The organism is Rhodopirellula baltica SH 1 (assembly GCF_000196115.1).
Lineage (GTDB): Bacteria > Planctomycetota > Planctomycetia > Pirellulales > Pirellulaceae > Rhodopirellula > Rhodopirellula baltica.
In genome coordinates, this window is the sequence record NC_005027.1 from 157,912 (window position 1) to 175,924 (window position 18,013).

The 18,013-nt window shown below is 56.1% G+C and carries 16 protein-coding genes; 8 read left to right on the plus strand and 8 right to left on the minus strand.

The features are described 5' to 3' along the window. The first annotated feature begins 119 nt into the window (after nt 1–119). The 4 genes from fabG to RB_RS00685 all read left to right on the plus strand — a co-directional run bounded on the left by fabG (nt 120) and on the right by RB_RS00685 (nt 3,696). Nucleotides 120–878 (plus strand): 3-oxoacyl-[acyl-carrier-protein] reductase, encoded by a 759-nt coding sequence (gene fabG, locus RB_RS00670; protein ID WP_007324898.1) that lies wholly within the window; start codon nt 120–122, stop codon nt 876–878. A gap of 138 nt (nt 879–1,016) precedes the next feature. Beyond that, nucleotides 1,017–1,262: an acyl carrier protein gene (locus tag RB_RS00675; RefSeq protein ID WP_007324899.1), complete on the plus strand. Its 246-nt coding sequence runs from the start codon at nt 1,017–1,019 to the stop codon at nt 1,260–1,262. Between the two features lie 444 nt (nt 1,263–1,706). Beyond that, nucleotides 1,707–2,996: a beta-ketoacyl-ACP synthase II gene (gene fabF / locus RB_RS00680; protein WP_007331838.1), complete on the plus strand. Its 1,290-nt coding sequence runs from the start codon at nt 1,707–1,709 to the stop codon at nt 2,994–2,996. After that, the gene (locus RB_RS00685; RefSeq protein ID WP_007324901.1) at nt 2,983–3,696 is read left to right on the plus strand and encodes a response regulator transcription factor; all 714 of its coding nucleotides are present in this window, start codon (nt 2,983–2,985) and stop codon (nt 3,694–3,696) included. Before fabF ends, RB_RS00685 begins: the two co-directional genes overlap by 14 nt. A 90-nt stretch (nt 3,697–3,786) precedes the next feature. On the opposite strand, the gene RB_RS00690 is transcribed toward RB_RS00685, so the two are convergent. Beyond that, a complete protein-coding gene (locus RB_RS00690) occupies nt 3,787–4,791 on the minus strand; it encodes an efflux RND transporter periplasmic adaptor subunit (protein ID WP_011117849.1) in 1,005 nt (334 codons plus the stop codon). Between the two features lie 237 nt (nt 4,792–5,028). On the opposite strand from RB_RS00690, the gene RB_RS00695 reads away from it, so the two are divergent. Further along, entirely contained in the window at nt 5,029–5,244 is a 216-nt protein-coding gene (locus RB_RS00695; RefSeq protein ID WP_007324903.1) for a hypothetical protein, read from the plus strand. Here RB_RS00695 and pyrE read toward each other — a convergent pair whose 3' ends face one another. Continuing rightward, complete coding sequence (pyrE, locus tag RB_RS00700; RefSeq protein ID WP_231846080.1) at nt 5,245–5,826, minus strand: orotate phosphoribosyltransferase; 582 nt, start codon at nt 5,824–5,826, stop codon at nt 5,245–5,247. A gap of 205 nt (nt 5,827–6,031) precedes the next feature. Between pyrE and RB_RS00705 the strand changes: the two genes are divergently transcribed. Then, complete coding sequence (locus RB_RS00705) at nt 6,032–7,990, plus strand: hypothetical protein (protein WP_164921289.1); 1,959 nt, start codon at nt 6,032–6,034, stop codon at nt 7,988–7,990. A gap of 116 nt (nt 7,991–8,106) precedes the next feature. Continuing rightward, the gene (locus RB_RS00710) at nt 8,107–10,530 is read left to right on the plus strand and encodes a heavy metal translocating P-type ATPase (RefSeq protein ID WP_011117853.1); all 2,424 of its coding nucleotides are present in this window, start codon (nt 8,107–8,109) and stop codon (nt 10,528–10,530) included. Nucleotides 10,531–10,764: 234 nt separating this feature from the next. Here RB_RS00710 and RB_RS00715 read toward each other — a convergent pair whose 3' ends face one another. Both RB_RS00715 and RB_RS00720 read right to left on the minus strand, forming a co-directional pair. After that, entirely contained in the window at nt 10,765–11,274 is a 510-nt protein-coding gene (locus tag RB_RS00715; RefSeq protein WP_164921290.1) for a transposase, read from the minus strand. A 345-nt stretch (nt 11,275–11,619) separates the two neighbouring features. Beyond that, nucleotides 11,620–11,919, minus strand: a complete 300-nt coding sequence (locus RB_RS00720; RefSeq protein WP_011117857.1) for an MTH1187 family thiamine-binding protein — start codon at nt 11,917–11,919, stop codon at nt 11,620–11,622. A gap of 284 nt (nt 11,920–12,203) precedes the next feature. On the opposite strand from RB_RS00720, the gene RB_RS00725 reads away from it, so the two are divergent. Further along, nucleotides 12,204–12,755 carry an FKBP-type peptidyl-prolyl cis-trans isomerase gene (locus RB_RS00725; RefSeq protein WP_007331845.1) on the plus strand — a complete coding sequence of 184 codons (552 nt, stop codon included), beginning with the start codon at nt 12,204–12,206 and terminating at the stop codon, nt 12,753–12,755. Between the two features lie 115 nt (nt 12,756–12,870). On the opposite strand, the gene RB_RS00730 is transcribed toward RB_RS00725, so the two are convergent. From RB_RS00730 to RB_RS00750, 4 genes are all read right to left on the minus strand, one after another. Beyond that, nucleotides 12,871–13,578 (minus strand): SGNH/GDSL hydrolase family protein, encoded by a 708-nt coding sequence (locus tag RB_RS00730; RefSeq protein WP_231846081.1) that lies wholly within the window; start codon nt 13,576–13,578, stop codon nt 12,871–12,873. 203 nt (nt 13,579–13,781) lie between these two features. Next, a complete protein-coding gene (locus tag RB_RS00740; protein ID WP_011117861.1) occupies nt 13,782–15,884 on the minus strand; it encodes an FAD-dependent oxidoreductase in 2,103 nt (700 codons plus the stop codon). A 50-nt stretch (nt 15,885–15,934) separates the two neighbouring features. Then, nucleotides 15,935–16,348: a (2Fe-2S) ferredoxin domain-containing protein gene (locus RB_RS00745; protein WP_007331848.1), complete on the minus strand. Its 414-nt coding sequence runs from the start codon at nt 16,346–16,348 to the stop codon at nt 15,935–15,937. Beyond that, nucleotides 16,345–17,841: a sulfatase-like hydrolase/transferase gene (locus RB_RS00750; RefSeq protein ID WP_164921292.1), complete on the minus strand. Its 1,497-nt coding sequence runs from the start codon at nt 17,839–17,841 to the stop codon at nt 16,345–16,347. The genes RB_RS00745 and RB_RS00750 overlap by 4 nt, the downstream gene beginning before the upstream one ends. Nucleotides 17,842–18,013: the final 172 nt, after the last annotated feature.

Consider the following 18,013-nt stretch of genomic DNA (forward strand, 5'->3'; position numbering starts at 1 on the left):
ATCAGATGACCCTCCAAGGGCATCGTACAATCGCTTACGAACGCCACCGACGCTGGCAACGACGCTAGCGTTTCGCCACCATTCTTTCCCCAACCTCCCAACCCCACAGACCTGCCCCCATGGATCTCTCTCTGTCGGTTGATTTGAAAGATCAAGTCGCCATCGTCACCGGTGCCAGCCAAGGCCTCGGACGCGCTGTCGCCGTCGCACTGGGACAAAACGGAGCCCATGTGGTCTGCGTCGCTCGCAATGCAGAGAAGCTGGCCGCCACCGTCGCCGAAATCGAAGCGGCCGGCGGAAAAGGCGAAGCACTGCCATGCGACGTCACCGATCGCAAAGCGGCCGCGGAAGCCATCGAGGGAACTCACAAAAAGCACGGTCGTCTGGATATCCTGGTCAACAACGCCGGGATCACTCGCGACAAACTGATGCGTGGCATGTCCGACGAAGAATGGGATTCCGTCATCGCCACCAACCTGACAAGTTGCTTCGTGTGCTGCCGATCGGCCGCCGGAGTGATGCGGCGGAGCAAGTACGGCCGAATCATCAACATGGCCAGTATCTCGGGCCTGATCGGCAACCCCGGTCAAGCCAACTACTCGGCCAGCAAAGCGGGCATGATTGGAATGACGCGAACGATGAGCAAAGAGCTCGTCTCACGAGGCGTGACCGTCAACGCGGTTGCCCCCGGTTTCATCGCGAGCGAAATGACGGCGGAACTTGGCGAAGTCGTTTTGGAAGAAGTCAAGAAACGAATCCCTGCCAAGCGAGTTGGACAACCCGAGGACGTCGCCGCGGCGGTATTGTTCTTGGCCAGTCGCGATGCCAGCTACATTTCAGGGCAAACCATCGTCGTTGACGGTGGAATGGTCGGCTAACGGCATATTGACGCGTTTTAGCTGCGTCCCCTATGTTCTGCCACGAGCGGCTATGGAGTGCCGCCTCGGTTGTGCCCTGCCCCACAGATCTGCACTTTCCCTTTTCGAATTAACTGACATTTAATCGGAGTTACGCCCATGGCGTCTATCGAAGAACGCGTGGTCGACATTGTTTCTGAACAGCTCGGCGTTGATAAAGACAAAATCACCCGCGAAACATCGTTCGTCAACGACCTCGGTGCCGACTCGCTCGACACTGTTGAATTGGTGATGGAGCTCGAAGAAGAGTTCGACATCAGCATTCCAGATGACTCCGCCGAAAAGATCCAAAAGGTCGGCGAAGCAATCGATTTCATCGAAAAGGAAAAAGGCGAAGACGCCTAGTTTTCGGTGAACCTGTTTGTTGGACAAATTCACTTCGTCCAATAGCAGCGTGAACATGACGGAACGCCTCGCGGGATCTTTCTTGCAAGATCCGTGAGGGGCTCCCAACCGATGGCGGCGAAGCCGGACGCGGTTTTGCCCATTGTGAAAATCCAGCTGTGTGTGCTCCAGCCATTCGTGCTTGTGCCCATGCGTTTGTACCGATCGCCGGATCCTTGTCTGCCCTCACTCAAACGAGCGGCTTGACACGACGTCAAACCATGCGTCACCCGGCAATGTTTCGCCAATCGCAATCATCCGCAACGCAGACTGCATCGCCGCCATTTCACACTGTCAATTCGTTATATTGACAAGGTGCTGGCGGCGTTTTTTGTTATGTTGCCTCTCGCGTGTGCCGCGGTCCCTTCTCTCAACACTCAACCACGTTAATTCGTCACCACGCTCATGACGGACGCTTCTTCAACGCCTTCTTACGATCCTTCCATGTCACGACGTGTCGTGATCACCGGCTTGGGTACCGTCACACCTTTGGGCTGCGACGTCGAAACTCTTTGGTCAGCCTTGTTGGCCGGAAAGTCCGGGATCCATGAGTTGTCCATCATGGACACGTCGAAATACAAGGTTCACTTTGGCGGCGACATTCCTGACTTCAATGTTGCGGATCATGTCGAACCCAAAGAAGCCAAACGTCTGGATCGTTTCACTCAGTTCGCCGTTCACGCTGGTGCACAAGCGGTCCAGGATTCCGGCATCGACTGGGAAAAAACCGACCGAACACGCTGTGGTGTGATATTGGGTTCGGGCATTGGTGGCCTCAACGAAATCGAAGAACAAATCGAGCGAATGCTCAACAAGGGCCCCGACCGAGTCAGCCCGTTCACCGTCCCAAAGATGATGGTCAACGCCGCCGGGGGAAACATCTCCATCCGCTATGGACTCAAAGGCCCCAACTACGCGGTCGCAACCGCATGTGCCAGTGCAACCAACGCCATGGGAGACGCTCTACGCAGTATCCGTGGTGGCGAAACCGATGTTGTGATCACCGGCGGAACCGAAGCCGCGATCACTCGCATGGGCTTGGCTGCTTTCCAAAACATGAAAGCCCTTTCGACCCGCAATGACGAACCTCAACGGGCCAGCCGTCCGTTTGATTCTGACCGCGATGGTTTTGTCTTGGCCGAAGGCGCAGGGCTGCTCGTCTTCGAAGAACTCGAGCACGCGAAAGCTCGCGGTGCAAAGATCTACGCGGAAGTCCTCGGCTATGGAACAACCAGCGACGCGGGCCATATCACCGCTCCTGATCCAGAAGGATTGGGTGCCGCCGCTGCCATGCGAGCCGCGATTCAGGACAGTGGCCGCGCGGCCTCTGAAATTGATTATATTAACGCTCACGGGACGAGCACACCTTTGGGTGACAAAGCAGAAACTCGCGCGATCCACACCGTTTTAGGTGACCATGCCCAAAACGTTGCGATCAGCAGTACCAAAAGCGCTCTGGGACACTCCTTGGGTGCTAGCGGCGGGATTGAAGCGGTGATTCTTTGCCAAACGATCCAAAACAATGTGATTGCCCCGACAATTAATCTCGACACACCAGATCCAAGTTGCGATCTCGACTATGTTCCCAACCAACCCCGGGAACAAAAAGTTGACCTGGCAATGAGCAATAGCTTCGGATTTGGCGGTCACAACGCATGCGTTCTCTTTGGACGGTTCTCTCATGACGGCTCTTGATAATCCGAACTCCGATTTGTTCGACCCCAATGCATCGCCTCAAGAAGACGCTGGTCCTGAACCAGTCGTTTACTTGGTCGATGACCAACAAGCCGAACTGGACCTGCTACAACGCTGGTGCTCCCAAGAAGGCTTGAAGACAGAAACGTTCAATCAGGCAGAAGACCTTCTCAAGCTTTTGCACGCCGACTCACACGGTTGTGTCGTCGCTGACTTGCGAATGCCACGCCTGAGCGGCTTGGAACTGCAAGCCGAAATGTCGCGGCGTGAGTTGACCATCCCGGTCATCTTGGTCACCGGCCATGGTGATGCCGAAAACTGCCGAGCTGCATTCCAGCAAGGCGTGTTTGACTTCATCGAAAAAGGTTTCCGCCACGAGGAAATCCTGCATGCAATCAACAGTGCAATCCGCAAACACCGTCGTGATCGCTTTCGTCACCAAGTCCGCAAAGAAGCCTTGGACTTGCTGCGAAAGATTTCGCCTCGCGAAACCGAAGTCATGTTGCTTCTCGCTGGTGGCTCACCCCTGAAGGGCATCGCTCAGGAACTCAGCATCAGCGTTCAGACCGCATCGAAGCACCGCGGCAGCATCTTCACCAAGCTCAACATCGACAACGAAGTCGACTTGTACAAAATGCTGCTGGCTGCCGAAGTCAACCTGGACGTCGGTCCCGCCGCGTTGATTCCACCGGCTCCTTGATCAAAGCGTTACCAAATCCGCGCGGCGAGAATCTTGATCCCGTGCGGAAGACGCTTTCATTTCGTTGAAGACAAACTCATTCTCGCCGGCTCACTCAGCCGGCGTTTTTGCTTCACCAACCGCTGGCAAGATCCGCATTGTTCCGCGGACTCCCGGTCTCGCGAGTTGATCGGGATTGCGAAGAGTGGCCCACATCCGGACCTGCGAATTGACCGGATGAACTTCGAGTGACACAAACGTCACCTCGCCGCTCAGCACGATGCTTTGGTCTTCGCCGCCAATCGACTGCGTCCATTCAAATTCGACAGGCCGGCCTTTCAGTTCACCTCCGTGAACACGCCCATCAACGAATCCGCTCACTCGGATCGGGTCCAAAGAAACAACACGCAGCAACGGTGCGCCGGCTTCAACCCACTCGCCCACCGAGACCATCGTTTCGGCCACGTTGCCCACGACAGGCGAATCGACACGGTGCTCGGACAACCTGAGTTTGGCCATCTCCACCAATGAGAGCTTCTCGTCCGCTTGAGCCTCGGCGACTTCCAACTCCTTGCGAGCTTGTTCGATCGACAATCCGGCTTGGTCAATCACCAATTGCAAGCGATCAATTTCCGTCGCGGTCACGCTGTTCTGATAGCGTTTATTCGCATCGATGCTTTGCTCCAACTCCCTCATCCGAACTTCGCGTGTCCGTTCGGCATATCGCTGATCAACATCGCTGGTCGATCGCAATTCAGCCGCCTTCGCGGCTGACTCGGCCGCCGCCAGTTCAGCCTTCGCACGCCGGTCGTCTAGTTGAACGAGGACATCGCTTTTCGAAACCTGCTGCCCTTCGGTCGCGGTCACCGACATCACTCGCCCGGCGATCGGCGCGGCCAACGTGAGATCGGTGACCAACGTCGTTTGGGCACCTTCGATCACGATCGGCTTGGATTTCGCATCATCAGCCAACAACATTGACGCACCGCCAAATGTCATTGTGACAAACGCTGCGGCTGCCAACGCCTGATTCGCAGGCATCCGGCGAATCGAAAATGCATCCGAGCGACGACTGAATAAATTCGCGATTTTGAGTTCGGTGCCAGAAGCGAGCATCGGGCAACTCTCCGACGAGACATATTGAGTGAATCAAACCAGTCGCCAGTCTAATTCAATCGTCTGCGCCTGCCGCCCGCTTTCAAAGCCCGCTTCTGATCCGGCAGAAATGCCAAACCGGGTTGGGATTTGTTACGATGCTCGCCGTCGGCTCACCACCTCGATCAACATCCTGTGACCGACCGATGAAACAAAGAAACTCATTCGTTCTTCTTGGAACCGCCCCCGGAAACTGTCGTGCAACAAGTCAAACTCTTCAAAGGTGTGGATTCCGAATTGCCCGAACTCGAGCGGCAAATCAATCGCTGGATCCGCAAAAGCGGTGCTCGGGTCCTATCCATCAACGGTAACCTGGCGCCCGCTCCCGCCGCCGGCAGCGGCCCGATGAATTCGTTCGCCGCCGGAGATGTTCTGATCATCGTGCATGTCGAGATCGACACGCCTCAGGGTTGATCAGGGTTCCAAACCGAAATCGCGGATGGTCGTCAGCGTTTTCAGCTCGAGCCCTTTTTGAGCGAATGCCTCGGCGCCTCCCGCCAATCGGTCGATGATCGCGAGCACGTACTGGACTTCCAGCCCAAAGGCCTGGACAGCTTCCACGGCTTTCAGAGCACTGCCGCCACTGGTGATCACGTCTTCCACGATCACAACTTTTTGACCGGGTGTGACGGGGCCTTCGACCTGCTGTCCCATCCCGTGCCCCTTCGGTTCCTTGCGGACCATGAAGCCTTTCAGATCCACGTCATCGCCACCGGCCAACGTCACGATCGATGCGGTGATTGGATCGGCGCCGATCGCCATTCCGCCGACGGCCGCAGGCATGACGCCGGATTCCTTTGCGTTGGCAAGCACAACGTCCAACATCGCTCGCCCAATCAAGCAAGCGCCCTTGGGGTGCAACGTGACGCGGCGACAGTCCAGGTAATAGTTCGCTTTTTTGCCGCTTGCCAGCGTGAACTCACCACGCTGGAGAGCTTCGGTTTCCATCAAGGCGATCAACGGGGCAAGGTCACGATTGGCCGAGTCAGACGACATCCAAGTATTCTCCAGCGAGGAAGTGAGCGGTTCAATCGGAACGAATACCACAATCGCTTCGATTCAGACACCCGCCCCAACCTATCCGAGCCGTCCGACCCGACAACGGTTCGAATCACGATGCCAACCGGGGCCTTGCGTGGCGCCAGCACCAGCTAGAATACCCACTCCACTCAATCCGCATATCCTCTCGCCAGCGTGCTCCATGCCTTCCTCTGTTTTTCGCGGCTCCCTTCGTTTCGTCTTTGCGATCGCCTTCGCGGGTGCATCGGTTTGCGTGAACCAGGCTTTCGTGACCGCGGATGAAACGACTCAGTGGTTACAACTGATCGAGCAATCCAAGTCCGAGCTGGATGCGAATCGCTTGCCATCGCAGGAACAAACCGAAGTCGAAGTGGTTGCGGCGATGGAGGCAGCAGACGCCTTTTTTCAACGAGTGACAGATCCATCCAACTACGACGCTTGGATGAAGTTTTTGGACTTCGGCCCCCTTCAATCGGCGATCGAAGGCCATGAATCGGTCGCGAAACGCGGCAACGCCGCTGTCGAGCTTTCACAACGCCTCAGCGGCCCCGAAGAAGGCCTTGAGCTTTCGCGATTGGTCGCACTGCGAGAGTCGCTTGATCGCTACCTAGCCGCGCTCCGCTATGGAGATCCCAAACGCGGTCTCGCTGTGATTGAGCGGCAACTGGAAACTCTCACCGAGATTCTTTCGCCTGAAGAAATCGACGGCGAGCAATCCGAATCCACACCGCGATCGCTCGTCGACTTGTCGGGTGAAGAAGTCGCCCAAATCGAATCGATCGTCGAAACGCTTGCCGCAGCCAACCAATCCGGCGACTTGGTCTCCCGCATCACAGGACGATACTCGTCACCCAACCTGCGTGCGTTTGTGGACGGTCGCGTGATTGCCGACGCCATCACCCGTCCGGTTAACAATCCTGAACGAGTTAACGATTGCTTGCTCGGCACTCGAATCATTGGCGATGCACGGGTTGTCGGCAACGTCACCGGCTCACTGTTGCCATCCGAAGGCAACGTCCGTTTGTTGATTCGTCTCGATGGACAATTTTCAACATCGACAAAAGGTTACAACGGTCCGGTCACACTGCGGTCTTCCGGGTTTGGCCAAGTCTACGCGGCTCGACAATTGGTCATCACCGAAAAGCGAATCTTCGCTGGCGAGCCAATCGCAACAGCCAGCCTTTCAACGCAGATCAATCAAATCAATCACCCGCTCAAACTCGTTCGCAAAATCGCGTCCAAGAAAGCGGCTGAGATGAAACCGCAAGCCGAAGCGATCTCTCGCAGAAAACTACAAGACCGGGTGCTGGAAGGATTCCGCCAACAAACCGACGAAGCATCGGCTCGCACGTTCCCTGATCTCGACGCAAAGATGAGTCCATGGTTGCGTCGTCTGGACCTGCCCGCGCCCACTCGCACCATCGGATCGACCACGGATGCGGTGCATGTGCAAGCGACAATGCGGCGACCGTTTGGATTGTCAGCCGCTGGCGAAGGCCCGTCGCTGTCGATGGTTCGAACTGCGACCTCATCGGGGACCTATCCCGGTGGATACAGCGCGGCGATCCAGGTGCACGAAAGCATCCTCAACAACACCGTGATGAAGTTGCTCGCCGGGGAAACGTTCACGCCAGAAAAACTGCGTGATCTCACCAGCTCGTTCGGAATCCCATCGGACAAAGACGACGCGTCCGTGGAAACGGATTCCAATGACGATGAGCAAGCTGAATCCTTTGAAGTCGACTTCTCCGGGTTCCGTCCCGTCTACTTCGAAGCTCGCGACCAGACGCTTCGAATTGGATTGCGTGGCGATCGATTCGCGCAAGGCGACCGAGAACTCGATCGTCGTTTGGAAGTTTCCGCGGTGTATCGTCCCGCGATTACCGGAGATGGACGCATGATCCTGATTCGAGACGAAGACATCGATCTGAAATTCCCTGGCGGCCGTCGCTTGACGCTTTCGCAAACCGCAATCAAAGCCAACATCGAAGAGGGCTTTGACAAACTGTTTCCGATGACGCTTCTTCATCGCGAATGGACGCTGCCTTCAACGCTGCAGCTACCAGCACTCGCGGGACGCTCCGCGAAAGTCATCGGCATCGACGCTCGCGACGGCTGGCTCACCATCGTCGTCCGCTAGTTCCCCACGACGGTCACCCAAGACCGTCGCCACACATTGCCCGTACGATGGTCTTCCAAGACCGTCGCCCAACTGTCCATAGAACAGTCGGAATGAGAATTGCGTAAGCTGCAGGGATGCCTCCTTCCCAAGCCAACGCAATGAATCCTACCGAAATCCAAGCCATCGACCCCGTCTGCGGCATGTCGGTGGACCCTGCCAAGTCACTTTCCAGTCAGCACAACGGACGAACCTTCTACTTTTGCAGTGCGGGCTGTCAAAAGAAGTTCGATTCAGATCCTGACGGTGTGCTGGAATCTCGAAAGAAAGAGAACGCCGAATCGGAATCGTCTGACTGCTGCAGCACTCAGCCCACTTGCTGCGGCGGTGGCTCGCACGGCAAGCCCCAAACCAGCCAGCAATCCGACGACCCCGAGGCAGTCTACACCTGCCCGATGCACCCGGAAGTCGAACAGGTTGGCCCGGGAGACTGCCCGATCTGCGGCATGGATTTGGAACCCAAGTTTGTCGATCCGACTTCTTCGGGAGACGAAGCCCAATACAACGATATGAAACGCCGATTCTGGATCGGCGTCGCTCTTTCGGTTCCGCTGTTGATCTTATCGATGGGCCCCATGGTCGGTCTCCCAATCAATCGCTGGATTTCGTCCGGCATGGATGGCTGGTTGCAATTCGCTCTCGCGACTCCCGTCGTGTTTTGGTGCGGGTGGCCTCTGCTTGTTCGTGGTGCGAAATCGTTCCGATCGTGGAATCTCAACATGTTCTCTCTGATCGCACTGGGATCATTGGCCGCGTTTGGCTTCAGCGTCCTCGCGATCTTGCTTCCCGACTGGATCCCCACTGCGTTCTACGAAGCCGATCGACCACCGCTGTACTTCGAAGCTGCCGCGGTGATCATCACGTTGGTTTTGCTCGGCCAAGTCCTCGAACTCCGAGCTCGACAGCAGACCGGCGGTGCGATCCGCGAACTAATGCAACTCACACCTGACATCGCTCATCGAATTGAGGGGGAAGACGAACGCGATGTTTCGCTCGACGAAGTCCAATCGGGCGATCATTTGCGAATTCGTCCAGGCGAAAAGATCCCCGTCGATGGCGAAGTCATTCGCGGTTCGTCGCGGGTTGACGAATCAATGCTGACAGGTGAACCGGTCCCCGTTGAAAAGAACGAAGGTGACGCGTTGACCGGTGGGACGCTCAACCAATCCGGATCGCTGGAAATGACCGCCACACAAGTTGGCGGCGATACTGTTCTGCACCGGATTGTACAAATGGTCGCTGATGCGCAGCGCAGCCAAGCCCCCATTCAGAAACTCGTCGACCAAGTGGCCCAGTACTTTGTACCGGCCGTCATCCTCAGCTCCATTCTCGCGTCCATCGTTTGGTCAATTGTCGGCCCTGAACCCGCACTCGCCTACGCCTTCGTTTCCGCAATCGCCGTATTGATCATCGCTTGCCCATGCGCACTTGGGTTGGCTACTCCCATGTCCGTCATGGTGGGTGTGGGACGTGGTGCGAAAGAAGGCGTTTTGATTCGCGACGCTGAAATCTTGGAGATCATGGAAAAGGTCGATACCATCGTGGTCGACAAAACCGGAACTCTCACCAAGGGGCGTTCCGCAGTCACGGCCATCGAAACCCAAGGGGACTGGAGCGAATCCGATGTGCTGGCCATCGCCGCCGCGGTGGAACAATCCAGTGAGCATCCGCTCGGCCGAGCGATCGTCGAATACGCGGAGGCCTCCGACACTCAAAGACGTGTTGCGAAAGATTTCCAAAGCACAACAGGCAAAGGCGTGGTTGCAGAGGTCGATGGCAAACACGTTGCGATCGGCAATCCCAATTGGTTGGCTGAGTTGAATGTGACCGGTTTGGAATCCGTTCGTGATCCAGCGGAACAACATCAGGCGAACGCCGCCACGGTGGTTTACGTCGCCGTCGATCGATCACTCGCCGCAATCATCGCTATTAAAGATCCGATTAAATCAAGCACGCCCGACGCAATTCAAGCCTTGCACTCTTTGGGACTGCGAGTCGTGATGCTGACCGGTGACGCTCGATCCACTGCCGAGGCCGTGGCCAAACAACTCGGAATTGACGACTTCCGAGCCAACGTGTCACCGGAAGCCAAACACGACTTTGTCCAACAACTCAAACAGGAGGGCAAAACGGTTGCGATGTGTGGCGATGGCATCAACGACGCGCCGGCCTTAGCCGCATCCAATGTCGGAATCGCGATGGGAACCGGGACCAGCGTTGCGATGGAGTCAGCGGGCGTGACACTGGTTGGCGGTGACTTACGGGGCGTGGTCGCCGCGAAACAACTCAGCCAAAAAACCATGCGGAACATCCGCCAAAACCTGTTTTTCGCGTTTGCTTACAACGCCCTGGGAATCCCAATCGCGGCCGGTCTGTTGTATCCCTTCTTCGGGATCCTGCTCAGCCCCATGATCGCCGCCGCCGCGATGAGTTTCAGCAGCGTCTCAGTCATTGCCAATGCTCTTCGACTGCGCACCATCCAACTGAGCGCACCGAACTGAATTGATGATGAGCCTTGGGTTCACGTTCGGAATAAGAAGTCCGCTACGGGGCAGCGCCACACCACTAGGAAGTTTTCGCCGCCGCCTCGCTATGATCCTCGTTCCTTCGCCTAACTTCGTTAGCGGCAGGGCGCGAGCCCTCCGGCCCCACACGCTGACTTTGTTAGCGGCAGGGCGCAAGCCCTCCGGTCCCGCACGCAACTACCAAACCGACGTCGGATTCATATAGCTGAATCACAACGAGTTCGCACTCGAACCGCCTACGTCCTGAGCTTCCGACGCGTACGTTGTCGCAGCCGAAAGCGAATCCTCATCGAACAAGTATCTCACGCTTCCCTTCCGCGTCCACCAGCGATCACGCACGCATTCTTCAGCCACACCCAACTGACGCTCACGCTCTTTCATCCGCCGCTTGCCCCATGACTTCAACTGATCTCGAACCTGCTCACCGTCGTAGTTCGGTGCCGTCACAACAACATGACAATGGTTGGTTCGACAATTGACGGCGTGCAAACACCAACACCGCTTTTCGCAATGTTCGCGAACGACGGATTCGATCATTGTTCGCTGCTCTGGTAGCAAAAGGACTGCCGAATCAACCATCTTGTCGCGACACCAATCCGCGAGCCGAGGTTGTGGCACCTGGTCCCCACAATGCCATTTGGTCCAGCCGCGATCATCACCTGGCATCCAGGTTCCATAGCACGTCCAAGTCAAAAAGAATGCGATTGGGTCGTCTTGCAACCTCAAACTCCTCGTGAAATGAGCCGTCCGGTTCGGACACGTTGCTCACTCTTCGGTGCTACCGCCGCGAGCCGTTCGTATTCTACCTGGCAACCAAGAACTCGTTTCCTTCCGCATGGATCGCTTAAACCGTCAATTGCAAATGCGGGGGTCGGCACCGGGTGGCTTGCGCCACTCCGCTAATAAAATCCCACTCCCTTCAAGTCTTCGACCAACCAATTCGCCGCCCCTGTTGGCGGTTGGGCGCGAGCCCTCCGGTTTTCAACACAGACTGAAGTTCGAGCGTTGGCTTGGATTTCGGAACATACAGAATCCTTTCATTTTTCTCTGCTCTATTGGGTGGTTCTAAGTCGTCTTCTCAACCACGCTATCGATCTTGTCCTGCATGGATTGCTCGCGATCAGTTCGCGTTCCAACTTTGATGCTGGTGGTGATGCGTGGCGCACCAAACGCATGAACTCGTTCGTGGCAAAGCTTGATCGCGGCGAACACTTCGTCCCAATCGCCTTCGATGTTCGTTCCGTAGGCGTGAAGCTGATGCTTCAATCCAGCCTCTTGCAACACTTTTTGACACTCGGCAACGTATTTGCCCACCGAGACTCCCACACCCATTGGGACGACGCATAAATCGACAATGACTTTCATCTCACTTGAATCCCTCGCCCTTTGGCTCGATCGGTTGGTTGGCTATTGAGTTTACGCGGTCGCGACGCCAGCGGCACCGCCCATCGTCTGGCATCCTGTGATTCATGTTTGGGACGAACAACCAGATTCGTCTGCGTTCTCGCGAACTCGACGCTATCCGCCCAGAAAAGATCGGACTTTCGAGAACGGCTCGATTTCGCTACCGTCGAATCGAAATATGAAAGCAAGGCTCATTTCCGGCGGTCGTGTCGGAGGAATGCAGGATGCAAGACCGGAGCGAAAAAGTGGAAATGAAGACTTGGTTGCCAGTGTGTCTGATCGGCATGCTGCTGATTGTTCCGGCGTGTCGCTCCACGGCACCGTCCACCCCGCCGATCGTTTCCGAGCCGACGCTCCCCGATTTCCCGGATGCTCAGCCGGCGAAACCGAACTTCGTTTCGTTCGTCGACCGACCTGAGTTGCAAGCCGGCACGGGCCCGATGGACTCGGATGCGTCCTTGGAGTTCATCGAAACAAGCTCAGGTTTGAAATATCGGATCCTCCGAAAATCGGACGGCAAAAAACCGACTGCCTTTGACACCGTTTCAGTCCACTACCGTGGCTGGCTCAACAACGGAAAAGTCTTCGACAATTCCTATGACCGCGGTGAAGCAACCACCTTTCCTTTGGACGGCGTCATCGCCGGATGGACCGAAGGCATGCAACTCATCGGTGAAGGCGGGATGATCGAACTGTGGGTGCCGTCCTATCTCGGGTATGGCGAACGCGGCTCGCCCGGCTCCATCCCCGCTCACGCGATTCTCCACTTCATCGTCGAACTCGAAAGCGTGAAGTAGACGACCGAGCTGATCGACCTACGAAACCGCAGCATAGCGAGTTCCACAAATTGGCACGCTTTGGTCAATCAGGATCGTGAACGAACTCACCGAAGCACGCATAGGTGCTCATTCACTACTCCGTGACGCCTGCATTTGCGCGGATGGCTGCCACGATCGCGCTGGCAATCGCCTGCATCCCTTTATCACCGGGATGAGCCGCCACTCCGGCGTGCTCAAAGTCTCGTTCGGCGCTCGCTCGATTCGCCTGATCGTTCCCCAATTCGGTGATATCGATGAAGGTCGCGCCCGCAGCCTCGCTGGCATGACGCATGATGTCATCCTTGACCGAATTCGGCCAAAACGAACTGCGAACGAAGATCTCTGGTTTGCCGTGTTGCCGCACCGAATCCAACAACCCTGAGAACGCCTCTGCAAACGCAACCTTGGCTTCCTCTGTGGCCGGTGCGGTCACGTTCTCACCGATCGCCACGATCACAATGTCCGCTCGAAATCCGAACTCGTCTTTAAGACCGGTCGCGACGTCGAACGTCTCGTACTCTCGCTCAAACGCAGCGATGTTGCGGACCTTGATCTTCGGACGATCCCCGATCGATTTGGCAATTCTCGCTGTTACAAGGTGAACATAGTCCTGCTCTTTTGAGCTCGCCGCCATCCCCCAGTTGCCTTTCCATCCAATCTTTTCCGACGGTCCATGGAGCGTGATGCTGTTTCCGAGAAACAAAACTTTCCCCGCCGGCAATTTCCCGAGGGTCAACGAAGCTGCATCAGAGTCCACCGCTTTGGCGGTGGTCGTGAGCGTAATCGCAACGACGAAAAGCATCCATCGACAATTCATAAAGGAACTCAAACAACATTGGAAGGAATAACTTTGGCAATTGGATGAAGACGAAAAAACGTGGGCTCTCTCGTTCCATAGTGGCTAGCTGCGTTTTGGCTAGCAGCGTTCACTTCGAGATGATCAACCGCGACAAAGTTTTCGTCGCTGAATCAGTTGTCACATCCAGACCGGTGGCTTGGACAACCTCATTCGCCGGCAACGCCAACGGGAATGAACTGCACCGCATCCGCGATAACGTAGCCATCCGAATCTTCGTTCTTAATCTCGACGGTTGCGGATGCCTCCAGTTCAAACTCACCGAGGTTCGCTTGACCACCGGATTTTGAATCGCGTTGATTCACGCGAACCTCATGCTGCTTTCCCGAAGCATCCGTGATTGTCACCAGCGTGTTGCTGGCACGGTTTGGATGCACCGGCCACAGCAGGTTCACCTGGTAGCGTCCGGGTCGTTTCAATTTGCCTTCATAGACCGCAACGCAATCGCCTTTGCTGGCGTCACCATCGTGCAAGTAGTTCATCCCGACGCGTTGACCCGATGAGTTACTGACCATCCAACCGCCCTCCGTCTTGGCTTGTGAGTTGTCAACGACAACGCCATCGAGTGACTTGGGGTCGATCCCGGGTTTCGCTTCCGGACCGGCGTAGGTCAGCACTTGTTTGTCTTCGAGCAAGCGACTTGCCAGCCGTTCGTAATCAACGTTTTGAACCGCGACTTGGTCGTCGATTGCGATGACCGCCGCGGTCGCGGTTGTTTGGCCAAGCACCATGAACACGGGCTCCATCCGGATCGAACCAAATGCGATGTGCGTTGCCGACAAGCAAACCGGCACCAGTAGATTGGAAACTTCACGTCGTTTGGGAACCAACGATCGGTAGCTGATGCCGTACGGCGGAAAACCACCGACTTGAACATCGCCTTCGTTGCGTGCATGTCCGTTCTCATCGACATAGCGTTGCTGGTTGTGCGAATCCATCGTGTACGCCGCCAATCCGACCGGGTCTTCGACCGGCAAACCTTGGCAATTTTTCTGTGTCATCACGTACTCACCAACCATCCGTCGAGCTTCGCGAATGTAGAGCTGGTCTTGCCAGCCGTTGCCTTCCTCAAACTCGTCTTTGCACATCCCCCAACGAGCGACTTGTTTGCGAACGTTCTCGGGAACGCGAGGGTGATTGGCCAACGTCCACATCAACCCTCGTTGATAGAGCCGATGAGCCGCGACGATCTTTTCACGTTCCTCGTAGGTGGCCTCCGGATAGTCGTAGTTTTGGCCTATGAAGTCCGTTGAAAAACCCAAGCGATTGTTGGTGTCCGTCTTGCGATTGGGCATGGGGGAATTGATCCACGGTGCCGCGTTCTCTCCCGCCTCGTAGTTGCGAAGCATCAACTCGTACCACAACGGTTGATACCCATCCGGTTTCTCGAACGGGATGCGATTGTCGGGATGGTCGGTCAAACACATTCGAAAACAATAGGCCTGTACCCGATGGTCGGCACCGCCTTCTTCCCCCGGTCCGTCTGGATCAATATGCGGTAGCAAACCGCTGCTGGCGTCACCGGGAACGACATACGGATCAATGCCATTTCGCAGTTGATGATGAATCGCCATCTTGGTCTGCACGCCATTGAGCGTTTCGCCATATTGCTCGTTTGCTTCGCGTCCCACGGTGTAACTGACCCCGGCGGCGGCCAACAAATCGCCTTCGTAAGTCGCATCGATGAACATGCGAGCCCGATAGGTTTCGCCCGACTCCATTCGAATCGCGATGATCCGAGCGGGCAGGCTACGAGTCATCATCACTGCGGAACGATCGAGACGCTTGCCGTAGTCGACTCGGATGCCATCTCGCTCAATCCAATCTTCATAGACCGACAACGCCGCGCTCGGTTCGAACGTCCACATGGCAGCTTCTCCCGCCGCGGTTTTCGATTGGCCTCCGCCGCGATACTCATCCGACCGTTGAAACTTCCACGCCGACGCATATTGGTAGTACGTCGCGATATCTTCATAGAACTCTCGAGCTATCCCACCGATGGCCGCCTTGTTACCAATGTCCGTTTGTCCCAAACCGCCCGTGGTCAGCCCGCCAACTCGCTGACTGGGTTCGATCACGATCACAGTCTTGCCCATCCGTTGAGCCTGAACCGCAGCAGCGATTCCGGCCGAAGTGCCACCGTAGACGACCAAGTCCACTGGCTCGGGATCCGCCGCGCCGGTCGGCATCGACCAAACAAGCGTCAGCAGTACCGACAGAAAGACGGTGGTCGCTCGTGTTATCAAACTCATGCAAACGTCCTGGGAAAGATTGTGATCAAGAGAAAGTCAAGGCAGTCGATTCAGCGATTCAATTCGTTGCGAGTGAAGCAGTATTCTTCCACTATTTCACCACCAATCAGGTGTTCCTGAATGATGCGTTCAAGCACCTCCGGGGTGCAGTCGCGATACCAAACACCATCGGGATAGACCACCGCGATTGGGCCGGCCGCACACACTTGCAAACAATTGGCTTTGGTGCGAATGACACTGGCGTCAGGACCAACCAAACAGAGTTCCTTCAAGCGTCGCTTGAGAAAATTCCACGATTCTAAACTGGCGTCTTTGTCGCAGCACTTGGGCTTCGTCTGATCTGCACACAGAAAAAGATGCCGCTTCGCGGTTTGGATCCCAAGCTTGCCCGCGATCGCGCGCAAGGATTCAGAATCGCATGGATTGATGGCTTCCGTCGATTCGGAGTTAGGTTCAGAAGTCATTGGGGCTCCTTCGATGTCGTCGTTTCCGGCTCGGGCCTCGGTTCCCAAGCATCGTAGTGTTTCGCAGATTGTCCCGACCAATACGGCGAGGATCCCCACAGCGGGACCGTGGTCAACATGGATTCCCATGCTCCCAGTTCGTCATACAGTTCGCGAAAGCGGGATGGGTTCTGTGCCGACAAGTCATGGCTTTCCGAGACATCAGTGGAGACCTCAAACAGTTCGGCCGGACGATGCGAGGGACGCAGTAGTTTGTCAGTGCCATCCAGGATCGCGGCTTGCCCCTGCAATCGCCAATACAAACGACGATTGGGCGGTTCGCTGCCGTCTGCCAAATGAGGTGCCATATCAATTCCGTCATGTGTGCCGGACAAACGATTCATACGTTTGCGATTCGATGCATCTTCGTGGGACATGGGATCCGCGAGTGCCAACGGCTCTGCACCCGCAGCGGAACAAAACGTTGGCAGCAAATCCAACGAACTGACCACGCCGTCGTATAGCACACCAGCAGGAAATTTGGCCGGCCAAGTCCAGATCATTGGGACGCGAATCCCGCCTTCTCGCATGGAACCTTTCACACCTCGAAGGGGTCCATTCCAACTGCCGTTGTTGGTCGCACCGCCATTGTCCGAAAAGAAAACCAACAACGTGTTTTCCCACTGCCCCGTCTCTTCCAAGTGCTCACGGATTCGCCCCACGCCGCGGTCCAACGCGTACATCATCGCGGCATAGGTCCGGCGTTTCTGATTCTGAATGTTTGCAAATCGTGCCAAATCAGCTTCCGTGGCGTGCATCGGCGTGTGCGGTGCGTTGTAAGAGAAGAACACAAACCAGGGTTGGTCCGGGTTGGCGGATTTGTGCTGATCGATGAACCGCAAACCTTCGTCGGTGAAAAAGTCCGTCAGGTACTCGCTGGAAAAATCGTCCACACGTTTCCCGTTCCGTTCGATGACGTGCTTCATCGTCGCAGGAAAGTAGTGATGACTGCCGGTGAGCATCCCGCAAAAATGATCAAAGCCACGGCGGTTGGGATGGTGCATTTCGCCCATTCCCAAGTGCCACTTGCCAATCAAAGCGGTCGCGTAACCAGCTGCGCCGAGATGATCCGCCAGCGTCTTTTCGCTCGTCGGCAATCCAAGCAGCTCAGGCCGAGTCGCGTAATTCTCATCGGACGCGTTCAGGTTGCCTTCGTATCCAAACCGCCGAGGATCGCGGCTGGTCAGCAATCCCGCTCTTGAAGGCGAACACACCGCACTGGCAACATAGGCTTGCGAGCACAGCACACCGGATTCGGCCAGTCGATCTAAATTCGGTGTTTGCAACGTTTGGCTGCCCATGCATCCCATGTCACCGTAGCCCATATCGTCGGCCAAAATCACAACGATGTTTGGCGGGGTTGATTCAGCGGCACGCGAAGCTTCAGTGGCGAATACAAAAATCAGTGGCAGAAAAACAAAACGAGAAACCGCGGCAAAATTGGTCGCTGGCATGTTGGCTGGGGCGGGGTTCGAACTGGAAGGCGGAAAGTCGGAGGGGCACAGTTTATTTGACACCAAGGCGTCTACCCAAGATGCTAGCGACTCCAGCGACAAAGAAGACGAAAAACATCTCTTCCCCGTCGCTTCACAGGTGTTCATGCTTCAACAACAACACTGTGATCCC